The organism is Enterobacter sp. 50793107, assembly GCF_001463365.1.
Classification (GTDB): Bacteria; Pseudomonadota; Gammaproteobacteria; order Enterobacterales; family Enterobacteriaceae; genus Enterobacter; species Enterobacter cloacae.
Map to the genome: position 1 here is coordinate 115,315 of NZ_LNII01000158.1, position 11,944 is coordinate 127,258.

Below are 11,944 nucleotides of genomic sequence, written 5' to 3' on the forward strand. Positions count from 1 at the left end.
TTTGCTTACCCGGCCTACATGGTGCAGCGATATCAATATGTTTCACGTTGCATTGTAGGCCCGTGCAAGCGTAGCGCCGCCGGGCGAAACTCACAAAAATTACGCGTCTTTCGTCTTCAGCGACGGCAGTTTAGATACCAGACGCAGAGAAACGGTCAGACCTTCCAGCTGGTAGTGCGGACGCAGGAAGAACTTCGCGGCGTAGTAGCCTGGGTTGTCTTCAATCTCCTGCACCTGGACTTCTGCAGCGGCCAGTGGCTTGCGGGACTTGGTCTCCTGAGAGGAGTTGGCCGGGTCACCGTCCACGTAGTTCATGACCCAGTCGTTCAGCCAGCGTTCCATCTCTTCGCGCTCGCGGAAGGAGCCGATTTTGTCACGCACGATGCACTTCAGGTAATGCGCAAAGCGGCAGCAGGCGAACAGGTACGGCAGACGGGAGGCCAGACGCGCGTTGGCGGTGGCATCCGGGTCGTGGTACTCGGCCGGTTTTTGCAGCGACTGCGCGCCAATGAAGGCAGCAAAGTCGGAGTTTTTGCGGTGAACCAGCGGCATAAAGCCATTTTTCGCCAGCTCGGCTTCGCGACGGTCGCTGATGGCGATCTCGGTCGGACATTTCATGTCCACGCCGCCGTCGTCGCTCGGGAAGGTATGGCACGGCAGGTTTTCAACCGCCCCGCCGGACTCCACGCCGCGAATGGAGGTGCACCAGCCGTACTCTTTGAAAGAGCGGTTGATGTTGGCCGCCATCGCGTAAGCAGCATTCGCCCAGGCGTAGCTGTTGTGGTTTGCGCCGTCGGTCTGCTCTTCAAAGTCAAAGCTGTCGACCGGGTTAGTACGAATGCCGTAAGGCAGGCGCGACAGGAAGCGCGGCATCACCAGGCCCAGATAGCGGGCATCTTCCGATTCACGCAGTGAACGCCAGGCGGCGTATTCGGTGTTCTGGAAGATTTTGGTCAGATCGCGTGGGTTAGCCAGCTCCTGCCATGACTCCATCTGCATCACGCCCGGTGCGGTACCGGTGATGAACGGACAGTGAGCCGCAGAGCCGATACGCGCCATTTCACCCAGCAGTTCAACGTCCTGCGGGCTGTGGTCAAAGTAGTAGTCGCCGACGATGCAGCCAAACGGCTCACCACCAAACTGACCGTACTCCTGCTCGTAGATTTTCTTGAAGATCGGGCTCTGATCCCAGCCCACACCCTTATAGCGTTTCAGGGTACGACCCAGCTCCTGCTTGGAGATGCTCATAAAGCGGATCTTCAGCATCTCGTCGGTTTCAGTGTTGTTCACCAGGTAGCTCAGACCGCGCCAGGCGCTCTCCAGCTTCTGAAACTCTTCGTGGTGAATGATCTGATTCACCTGCTGAGAGAGCTGTTCGTCGATACCCGCAATCAGGTTCTGGATGGTGCGATAGGTGTCGTTGGAGAAGGTAACGGTGTTTTCCAGCGCCTGCTGCGCCAGAGTTTTTACCGCGCTCTCGACGGCGGAACGCGCCTGGTCAGTTTTAGGACGGAACTCTTTGTTCAGCAGTGCGCTGAACTCGTCCTGACTGAACGCCTGACCTGCCTGCTGCTCGTGTTGTTGAGTCTGGTTGCTCATCGATTACTCCTCGCTACCTTTCGCACTTTCGTCATTTTTCGGCAACTGGCTCAGGGATTTGAGCAGCGTCGGATCCTGCAGAATTTTGGCGATCAGCTCTTCCGCGCCGTTTTTACCGTCCATGTAGGTCAGCAGATTGGAAAGCTGAGTACGCGCTTCCAGCAGCTTGTTCAGCGGCTCAACCTTGCGTGCCACCGCATCCGGCAGGAAGTCGTCCATGCTGTCGAAGGTCAGGTCGACGTTGAGCTTGCCTTCACCGGTGAGGGTGTTATCCACCTGGAACGCTACGCGTGGCTTAAGCGCCTTCATGCGTTCGTCAAAGTTATCAATGTCGATTTCGAGGAATTTACGCTCATCGACGGCCGGCAGATTTTCCACCGGTTTGCCGACCAGATCGGCCATAACGCCCATCACGAACGGCAGCTGAATTTTACGTTCTGCACCGTAGATCTCTACGTCGTACTCGATCTGCACGCGGGGGGCACGGTTACGTGCGATAAATTTCTGCCCACTGTTACTCATTGCCATGATGTTCTCCATCAAAGATGCGCGGTGAAGGTGAAACGACAAGCTCCGTGCCCGTCGTCATAATGCCTGGACGCGTCATTCGCGGCGTCCAAAGATATTTTCCAGTTGGTTAACGCCATCTGGCGCCAGGTCGCGAATAATGTCCATAAAGTTAAGTTCTGACAGCCGCTGCACCCGTTCAATCATCAGCGGTGCGGGGTGGCTCGGTTCGTACTGCGCAAAATACTGTTTCGCTTTCTCCAGCATCAGCTGGGCGTCGGCGCGACTGGTAACCTGCACGCTGCGCCAGTCGGTGACCTGCTGCACGGGTTGGGTGGCCACCGTCTGCGGCTCAGCGTGGTGTTCCGCCTGTGCATCCCGATTGGGCAGCAGTTTGCTGATGTCGGTCACCTGACAGGCGCTGGCGACCAGGCCCACGGTTTTCAGCAACTGCTCCATTTCCGGTACGCCGCTTTCACCAAGGTAACCGCTAAGCAGATCGCGAATGGCCAGCAGCCTTTCATTAATCAGGATGACGGCCTCTGTACCTGGCTGGTCGCCGCGCGCCAGTTCGTCAATCAGTCTTGGGCGGCCGCCGGGATAATCCGGGCATTCGGTTTTGCTGCCATCCAGCAATGCCTGCGCGTCACGCAGCGAAATTTCATCGCCGTTTGAGCGCAGCAGCGAGGCGTTTCGCAGCGCGACGGTCAGGTCAGATTTATCGCTCAGCGCGGCAAGGGCGTTAATGCGATAGAACGGGTCCGTTTCGCCATACTCCTCCAGCAGTGGATAGAGCGGCTCCCAGTAGCGGGTGATCGCCTCCTGCACCAGCAGCAGACCGTCCGCGTAGCCCGGCAGCCCACGACGTCGGGTCCAGGCATGGGTTAACGCCAGCATGACGCGAAGATCTTTGGTGCGCCCCAGCAGGCTGGTGGCGAGCTTTTCTACCGTATTCCAGTCAGCGGGCTCGGCGGGAATGATCGTGTCGCCGAACTGCTGTTCCGCTTTACCCTGGCTTGCCTGTCCCATAGCCTGAAAATCGGCTTCGTACTCAAGGTTGTCGCCGCAGGGTTTTTCGGGGCTTATCGGCGCGAGAAATTCTTCGATATTCATGTGATCCCTGCTTATTCAAACATAGGCGGATAAAGACCGTGACGGCCTGGTCGGGCGCCGCCAGCCGGATCGAACAGCAGCGTAAAGAGCTGCCCGGTGAAGTTTCCGCTGTGGACGTGGGTGTAGAGCGGGTAGCCGTCGCAGCGGTTGGTCCACCAGTAGCTGGTCTGACGAAGCGGGTCAAAACACTCCGCCGCCTGAGGCCAGCCCAGCGTGCTCTGTCCGTCTTCGTCATAACCAATCACATCAAGGATGTCGGAACGCTTTTGCGGCTCGACGGGCTGCGGCGCCGGAATTGACATCAGCATCTCATCCAGCTGCGAGGCGGAAAAACTGTTGCGCACCGCATGCAGCCCGAGACGGCCAATCTGCTGATACCAGCTTTCAGCCTGGCTGAGCAGGTTGGTCGACCACTCTGACGGGGCGAAGCTCAGTTGAATGCAGATCGGGTACTGTCGGCCCACGCTGTCGCGGCCCGGCAGCAGGCAGCCCATCTGGATCATCTGGCTGCCCAGCATCGGCGGGACAACAAAGTTCCACACCGGCGCCTTGTTAAACTGGCGTTCGCCGCTGCGCTGCTCTTCCTGTTGCCAGGCCAGCAGGCCGACCTGAAACCAGTGTGACCACTGACGCTGTAGGGTGTCAGGAAAGCGACGCTGCAAAAAATCTCCGGCGCTGGGTAATTTGCCATACCAGCTGTAGCGGTTCATCGCAGGGGTATTCGTCATACGGCTGTCCTTGCGGTTATGGGCATGAGAAACGAGGAAGCTGGAACGGATTGCGAATGCTGTTCGGCGCAAACTCCAGCGTGACCTGATGGCCATCGACGTTGAACGTGGCCTGACGGCTCAGACTACCTGCCCCAGGGCTGGTGCGCGCTTTATCGAAGAAGCGGTTCAGCGCCCAGGCGCCGTTGGTTACCAGCGTCGCGGTGCTGCCGTTGGCCAGACCCAGCTGCATACGCACCTGGTTGGTGCCGCCCGGCCCTGGCCAGTTCATGATCTGCACCGCCTGTGGACCGTGGCTGTAACGCAGTAGTTGGCCGTCAACGTCCAGCGTCAGGTTAAGAATGGTGTTATCCATCCGCACGGTACGCACCGTCACCTTGAAAGAGGGGGTCGTCGCACCGTTAGCAAAGAAGGCATCGCGAATGGACTGGGCCTGCTGGAATGGTCGCAGCAGTCCTTCACTTCCCGGCAGCGTTTTCCCGTCGATCCCCGGCATAAAGCGCCAGTTCGCCTGAGTGGTATCCACTTTGTTGGTCAGGTTGTCGCGAAAGAAGGTGTCCATCAGCCCGGTACCCGGCGCAAACATGCGTGCCAGATCGTCCGGCGTCACCTCGGTGCTGGCGCTGCGCACCAGCGGGTAGCGACCGGCAATTGCCTGACGGCAGAAACCACCCACTTCGACGTTAATGCGCTTACGGACGTTTTCCAGATCGCGACGCTGGGTATCACTGCTGGCCCCCACCGCCATGTTGCTGAACATGGTTTGCAGCCCGCCCGGCAGACGCCCGGCGCTGGCCTGCAGACGGCTGATTGCTTCACCACCCGGGGCTGGCATGCCGCTGTTGGCAGCGTCCTGCACCGCGGTCAGGTAACGATACAGCTCATCCACCTGTTTGAGGAAATCATCAAAGACGATGGTCTTGCCGCCCTTCTCCAGCGGCTGAGCCAGCTCGATCATAGGCGCGTAATGGTCGGTCACCAGCTGTTCAGGTGCCTGCGTCACTACTGCCCCCTGCGTCGGGGCATTGTCGTTATTGCTGAACAGCGCTTCGAGGGTACGGGTGGCGCGGTTACTCTGGTCTTGCGCTTTCCCCGCGTCCTCCGGCGCTGGCGCGTTGCGCGACAGCGTCAGCACCTGGCTCAGGTTCTGCACCAGACGGCGCAGCGGCGAGTTTGCGCCGGAGAGCAGGCGCGCCGTGTTGATGCGCTGCGAGAGATCGGCGCTGTTGTTAAGCTGAATGTCGGCGAGGAAACGATCCCAGTTTGCGATAAAGTCGCGCATGTAGAGCTGACGCACGGCGTTATCGATCTGCTGCTTGTCTTCCCCGGAGGTGGTCGCGCCCAGCACCCAGGCATCATCTTCGTGCAGCGCCGTGGTCACGCTGTCAATCTGGCTGTTAAAGCTCTTCCAGTAGCCGTCCGGGGTGTAGAGCCCCGGCACGCCTTCGCTCACCGGTTTGCCGCTTTTGCGGGAGAACACCAGTTCGCTCTGCGGGCCACCCAGGTCGGACAGGGAGACCGGCTTCAGGTTTTCGTCATGCTCCAGCAGACGCTTCAGACGCCCATACACGCGGGTGGAGAGCGGCTGCTGGTTGATGAGCGCCCTCTCGCGAGCCACCAGCGCTTCGTCCTGGGCATACGGCGAAGCCTGAATTTTTGGCTCCAGCAGCTGCGTCAGGTGCCACTCCAGCTGTTGCAGCTGCGCCTGCGTCACGTTCTGCGGCAGATTACGCTGCAAATTGAGCATCACCCAGGAATGCAGGAATTTGCCGTCGTAGTGTTTAGGCTGATACAGCATCTGGTAGGCTTTCAGCGCCTCGTAGCTGTATTCCACGTCGCTGCCGTTGTCGTTACGCAGCCAGGTGGTGATATGCATCGCCACGGCGGGCAGCAGCATCTGATCCAGCGCTTTCTGATACAGCGACTGAGAAGCATCGCTGACGTCATCCCCGCGATAGAGCCCCATACGGCGGGAGACCGGCGGGTCGTTGACATCGAATGCCTCGCTTTTCGGCAGATCGACCAGGCTGTTCAGCAGCGGCAGGAGCGCGAACAGATCGCGCTGAGGCTGATTCTGTAACGCTTTACTCTGCTGCTCCAGCTGCGGGACTTTAGCGTCCACCTCTTCCAGATAGGCCTTATTTTTGGCATAGCTGGTCAGCCACAATCCGCCGAGGATCACCAGCAGCGCCAGCAGCGCCGCGTATCCGGACCAGATCACCGCGCGGTTGCGCAGTTCCCACCAGCGGTTTTCACCGGCAATACCGGCTTCCTGGAAAATGACGTTTTGCAGCAGGTTTTTAATGAAGAAGCTCTGCCCTTTTGCACCGGGGATCGGCGCCTCTTTACTGACCGAATCCCACTTCTCTGCCTCTGCCCCTTCCGGCAGTGACAGGGCGCGGTTCAGTTCACCCATGACGCGGTCGAACGGCATGCCTTCCTGGGTGCCGCTGGCGAAGTATATTCCGCGTGGGGAGAACTCGGTCTCAAAGTTAGAGCGGGCAAAGACCGTGCTCAGGTAGTCTGCCAGCAGCGGGCGCAGCGCCGCGAACTCCTGCGGGAAGAGATACGCTTCGGCACGGGTTTTGGCGTCATGCTCTTTCAGCATGGTCTCCGGCAGCCCGGCGTCCAGACGCTGCTGCAACAGCGAGAACTCCTGGTGGAAGTTCCCCATCAGGTCGAAATCGGCGTGTTTGGTCTGTTCCCACGGCAGCGTGAAGCCCCAAATCTGGTCGCGCTGCGCTTTGTCGTAGTCAGCAAACCAGGCGCGGAAGCCTTTAAGCAGGTCCGCCTTGGTCACCATCACGTAAACCGGGAAGCGGATACCCAGCTGTTCATGCAATTCAGACAGCCGCTGGCGCAGGTTGACCGCCTGCTGGCGCGCGGCTTCCGGGGAGAGCGTCAGCAGATCGGAAATGCTGATGGTGATAATGACGCCGTTAATAGGCTGGCGGCGGCGATACTTACGCAGCAGGCCGATAAATTCCAGCCACTCCCCGGCATCCTGAACCTGCTCGCTCTCCTGAGTGGTGTAGCGCCCCGCGGTGTCCAGCAGGACGGCTTCGTTAGTGAACCACCAGTCGCAGTTGCGGGTGCCGCCAATGCCGCGCAGAGCGGTTTTACCGAAGCGATCCGCCAGCGGGAATTGCAGGCCGGAATTGACCAGCGCCGTGGTTTTACCGGCGCCCGGTGCGCCGATAATGACGTACCACGGCAGCTGGTAGAGATATTGCGTACTGAAGCGCTGCGTCCACTGGGCACCGTGTCCCGCTTTGCTGAAGTGGGCTTTTTTCAGCATTTGCGCCGCTTCATCAAAACGTCCGGCGAGGATCTGCTCCTCGCTGTTCAGCCGCTTCTGGGGATCGGCCGCGTCCGGTTTGGCGGTGTTTTCATTGAGCTTGTCCATCAGCTTGCGGTTCAGCCAGGCGTTGTAGAGCCGCGGCAGAATATGCCCCTGCGCCCAGAGCAGATAAACCACCGCAATACTGATGATGCGGTTTTGTTCAGATTCGAGCGGGCGGGTATCCACGATGGATAACAGCGGACCAATCATCCAGATCACCGCCGACAGCGCGGTAACGCCCAGGAAGCTCCACAGAATGCGATTGGTCAGTATAGAAAGAAGAGTCGTCAGCATCCTTAGTTTCCTTGCGGCAATCCGTTCAGCTCAGCCTGCGTATTTTCAGGCGACACCAGCAGAGTTATTTCCACACGGCGGTTACGGGCGCGGTTTTCAGGCGTATTGTTTGGCGCCACAGGATTGATCTCTCCCCGCCCTTCCGCTTTCACGCGGTCAGGCTGCGAGAGGCTTCCCTGCAACATTTTTTGCACGGACCGGGCGCGATCCAAAGAGAGTTCATAGTTGGAGGCGAAGCGCGCACTGCGAATTGGCACGTTATCGCTGTAGCCCACCACCAGAATTTTGCCGCTGACGTTGTTCATCGCCTGGGCAATCCGGTTGATGACCGGCTCATAGCGGTCACGCACCACGGTAGAAGCAGAAGCAAACAGCCCGTCTCCTTTCAGGATCACCACGCTGCGATCCGCTTCATCCTTCACCGCCACCAGACCGGCGTCGATTTCCGGCTTCAGGAAGCCACGCAGGTTAAGCACCGCAGGCAGTTGACGCGCAGGTTGCTGAATGGTGGTTTCAGGCAGCTGAGACTGGTAAATCTTCGCCAGTACCGGGTTGGTGTTGTCGCCAAGACGCCAGTTGAGAATGATGTAGAACAGGCAGGCGATAAACCCGGCCAGCGCGACACAGGCCCACAGCGGCACCATCGGCCGCCACAGCTTGCGCAGCACGGGACGATCTTCCGGGTGTGGAGAGAGCGGTGCCGGATAGCTGCCGCGCACGCCACGGATCATCTGCCACAGCCGCTGCTTTATAGTTTCCAGCTGGGTGCGGCCATTATCCAGAACCCGATAGCGCCCTTCGAAACCGAGCAGCAGGCAGTAGTTGATCATCTCCAGCAGGAGGATATGTTCACGCGGGTTCTGCGACAGACGCGCCAGCAGCTGGAAGAACTTTTCGCCGCCCCAGGTTTCATTATGAAACGTGACCAGCAGACCATTGCTTGACCAGACACCGCTGCTGCCCCAGGGGGTCAGCGCCGCGGCTTCATCCAGCGCCGTGCAGAGGCAATAGCGCGCCCCGACGATCACCTCATACGCCAGCCCTGCCTGCTGGCAGCGGACTTCAAAACGGCGAATCTCGTCGATCAGACGCTGGCGCAGTGCCACCTGATCGTCATGAGACACCGAATGACGGATTTGCGGAATCGCGTTGAGCAGCGGATTGGCGGCCGCCACCAGCTGATTGTTGCTACTGGCTCCGGTAAACGCGGCATCACTGCCGGTATCCTGTCGTTCCTGCATATTAAGCGCTCGCTTTATTATTCAGTCGGGCTACGGATGGCCCAAAACTCCATATCAAGACCCGGGAACTCCCCTGCGAGATGCAGGGCGAATGCACCGGACTTATCCATCTCGTGCCACAGCTCGCTGCCCTTCTCCAGCTCAAAGTAGCTGTAGCCCGCATGCCATGGGATTTGCGGCGGCGCAACCGGCATGGCGCGCAGCATGATGCCCGGCAGCTGTAACTGAACCAGATCGCGGATTTTCGACACCGGCGCGACTTTCATCTGGGCAGGGAAATGGGTTTGCAGGTGTTCGCCCGGCACGTTGGCTTTGACCGCCAGGACGAAGCCGAACTCGCGCACCATGCTGGTCTCCGGCACCGTGGCGATGTTCAGGCCATGGGAGCGCTCGTTCAGCGGCAGCTGAATGGCCTGATCTTCCATCACCAGCGACAGCCCCTGACGCAGCATCAGCATCAGCTTGCTGAAGCATCCCGCAAGGTCGTCGTGATCGTAAATCGGCAGCACGCTTTCGGCGGTGCGTTGCGAGGTCCAGGTGGCAAGCTCCGTGGCAAACGGCAGCCAGCTGCGCCAGAGCGTTTCCGGGTGCAGTAGCGGGAGCGTTTTTAAATGGGAGACTTCGCCCAGGTGACGGTTAACCAGCGACAGCAGCGTAAATTCGATCAGCTCTGAGGTGTTAAAGCGGCCAGGCTGGCGCAAACGCCCCCCAATCTGCTGGCTGCGCTGCACCAGCAAGCCGTGGAGATCGTTGACCATGCTGTAAAGTTGCGGGCTGTTGCAGGCGTTCAGCATCGGCGGAATGTAGCTGCTATCCAGACGCACATGGTTGTCGTTGCGCTTTTCCGCGACAAACGCTATGCCAATCGCCGTCCATTCGGCCGTCAGATCTTTTTCCAGCATCAGGGTCAGACGTAAACGGCCAAACTGCACCGTGGCATCCCCCACCGACATGGCGTTATCGTCTTCCACCTCCTGTTCGAAGGCGATAAAACGCGCCAGTGACGCGGGCTCTTCGCTGAAAATAACCTCTTCACGCTCTCCCCTACGTACCGGCAGCGCGAGCACCACCTTTTCGTTGGTGAGATTGTCAGGAATTTTCAGCGGGGCTGGGCCATTGCGCCCATTGCGAACCTGGAAAAACGTACCGTCGGGTAGCACACCGCTGGCATAGCTCAGGGCAATGCAGCCCTGGCGAAGCATCGCTTCGTCCAGTTCAACATCGAGGAAGCCCCAAAGATACGATCGCTGCAGCGCACCCCATTCCCGAACGTGGTTGAGCAGATAACTTTCTGTCCGTTGAAAATGGTGTGGACGCAGGAACATGCCTTCGGTCCAGACGACCTTCTCTGCTTTGGTCATGATAGGTTTCCTGTTTTTAAGCGCGTTACTGGCTGATGACCCGGATGCCATTTATGTCGAGAAAGACATTGGCCTGGAGTTCATCGGATGACCATTTCCAGAACTGGTAGAGATGGTTTTCGCCCGGAACAGGCAGTGGGAGTGAGACACGCCATTTCTTTCCATCCAGCATCTGATATTCGGCCATAACACCGATATAGCGCGCCTCGGGTGAGCTTTGTCCGCTAAGGGTTTTCGAAAGCTGGCCCGGCATCAGGAAGAAAACATCGCTGTTCAGCAGATTCGCGCCAAGCGTGGCTGACGCGTTGTTCTGCAGGGAATAGAAGTCACTGGACATGAAATCCGCATCGGACTTCAACAGCAGCACTCTGACTTTAAGCGGCGCAGAATCATTGATTTGTGGATGAGCCTGAAACTGCAGATTGTAGCGGGAGGGGTCGCTGTGTGAAGACGACGAACAACCACTGACCAGGGCGAATATCACCGCGTAAAAGACGAACCACAGCTTATGAAAATTTTTATTATTCATAAAAATACGCTCAGAAAAGCCGTTTAGTTCAGGATCCAGGTACCGTTAGCGCTGTCTTTGCAGGCTTTGCTGTTACCATCGACATCGACACAGGTCGCTTTTTTACGCGCCTTAGGACGAATAGCCTGTTTACGCACGGTGGCTTCGTACTGATCGGCTTTGATTACCGCACGCATTGGAACGTAACCAATCAGCTGGTCTTGTCCTTCATCGGCAAGCGCCATCCAGTAGTGTTCAACCTGCCCCAGCACCACGTAGGTTTTACCGGTGACAAGCGTACTGACCACTTTCCCACCGAAATCAGGGCGGCTCATCAGGGAGGCCGGATACATGGCACGGTATGGCTCGTTAACCTGAGTGAACTCAGCAGGAGGCGTGATGGCATGACGGTGGGTTAAGGTGACGCCGTTGACCTGGCTGGTCACGATCGTATCGTCGGTGATCACAGGTTTCTGCGGCGCTTTACAGCCCGCCACCGCCATTACAAACAGAAGTGAAAACAATACGCGCATTTTCATATGCTTTTCCGTAGCGATATTTCGATGATGAGATAAAGGGGATGAAGTTTGACTTAAGTGCTATCGTTAAAATAGCCAGGATATTTTCGGGGCGTTACTATTATTCGGGCATAGCTACCGCACGAGCCCTTCAGAATAAGGCCCAGCGTCTTCCTGACATATTTTGACAAACGGTAAACAAGTTTACATGAGCTTGTCACCAATTCAATATTTCCTTCCTCACAACTGCTGCTTAATGAAGCACCCGACTCATTATAGGATTAATCTGAGAAAAAAAGCTTACTTTGCTGAATTTGTCTTATTATTACGCGTTCCTCTAACACAAACCATTGATTGAGAAACAAAAAAATCAAAAGAGAACCATTGTCATTAACGCAATACTGCTATTATCGCCACTACCATAATTAGTAGAATGGGGATTTTTTCAGGGGGAGTATGAATATATCTTCCATGAATTATTTGTTGCATTGATAGCGTATCTTTAATAGCGATGACTTTTCCGCCCTGAATTAAGACAATTCATAGACGATGAAAAAAATTAATTTTACGGCGCAAAATAACCTGGTGCCTTTAATCCCTTAGAGGCACGATTTACACCACCCGCAGTGAATTAACAGTTAAGCAGGACTACATCTTTATTCCCCGGCGCATTGTTCACTTTATCGCCTTCAGCATCGTCGGGTAAATATATTGCAGGTTCCCCTGCCCGCC

9 protein-coding genes are annotated in these 11,944 nt (G+C 57.3%); all 9 read right to left on the reverse strand.

Translation table 11 applies throughout. The features are described 5' to 3' along the window. Nucleotides 1-99: 99 nt before the first annotated feature. The gene (gene tssC / locus APU11_RS20495; protein WP_013096181.1) at nucleotides 100-1,599 is read right to left on the reverse strand and encodes a type VI secretion system contractile sheath large subunit; all 1,500 of its coding nucleotides are present in this window, start codon (nucleotides 1,597-1,599) and stop codon (nucleotides 100-102) included. A 3-nt stretch (nucleotides 1,600-1,602) separates the two neighbouring features. Further along, complete coding sequence (gene tssB, locus APU11_RS20500; protein WP_008502644.1) at nucleotides 1,603-2,127, reverse strand: type VI secretion system contractile sheath small subunit; 525 nt, start codon at nucleotides 2,125-2,127, stop codon at nucleotides 1,603-1,605. A gap of 75 nt (nucleotides 2,128-2,202) precedes the next feature. Continuing rightward, nucleotides 2,203-3,219 carry a type VI secretion system protein TssA gene (gene tssA / locus APU11_RS20505; protein WP_058650781.1) on the reverse strand — a complete coding sequence of 339 codons (1,017 nt, stop codon included), beginning with the start codon at nucleotides 3,217-3,219 and terminating at the stop codon, nucleotides 2,203-2,205. Between the two features lie 11 nt (nucleotides 3,220-3,230). Further along, nucleotides 3,231-3,947 (reverse strand): type VI secretion system-associated protein TagF, encoded by a 717-nt coding sequence (gene tagF, locus APU11_RS20510; protein ID WP_013096179.1) that lies wholly within the window; start codon nucleotides 3,945-3,947, stop codon nucleotides 3,231-3,233. 16 nt (nucleotides 3,948-3,963) lie between these two features. Beyond that, nucleotides 3,964-7,584 (reverse strand): type VI secretion system membrane subunit TssM, encoded by a 3,621-nt coding sequence (tssM, locus tag APU11_RS20515; RefSeq protein ID WP_058650782.1) that lies wholly within the window; start codon nucleotides 7,582-7,584, stop codon nucleotides 3,964-3,966. Between the two features lie 2 nt (nucleotides 7,585-7,586). Further along, nucleotides 7,587-8,825, reverse strand: a complete 1,239-nt coding sequence (locus APU11_RS20520; protein ID WP_013096177.1) for a DotU family type VI secretion system protein — start codon at nucleotides 8,823-8,825, stop codon at nucleotides 7,587-7,589. Between the two features lie 17 nt (nucleotides 8,826-8,842). Further along, nucleotides 8,843-10,186, reverse strand: a complete 1,344-nt coding sequence (gene tssK / locus APU11_RS20525; protein WP_013096176.1) for a type VI secretion system baseplate subunit TssK — start codon at nucleotides 10,184-10,186, stop codon at nucleotides 8,843-8,845. Nucleotides 10,187-10,211: 25 nt separating this feature from the next. Continuing rightward, nucleotides 10,212-10,715: a type VI secretion system lipoprotein TssJ gene (gene tssJ, locus APU11_RS20530; RefSeq protein ID WP_013096175.1), complete on the reverse strand. Its 504-nt coding sequence runs from the start codon at nucleotides 10,713-10,715 to the stop codon at nucleotides 10,212-10,214. Nucleotides 10,716-10,738: 23 nt separating this feature from the next. Beyond that, nucleotides 10,739-11,233 (reverse strand): hypothetical protein, encoded by a 495-nt coding sequence (locus APU11_RS20535; RefSeq protein WP_013096174.1) that lies wholly within the window; start codon nucleotides 11,231-11,233, stop codon nucleotides 10,739-10,741. Nucleotides 11,234-11,944 lie beyond the last annotated feature (711 nt).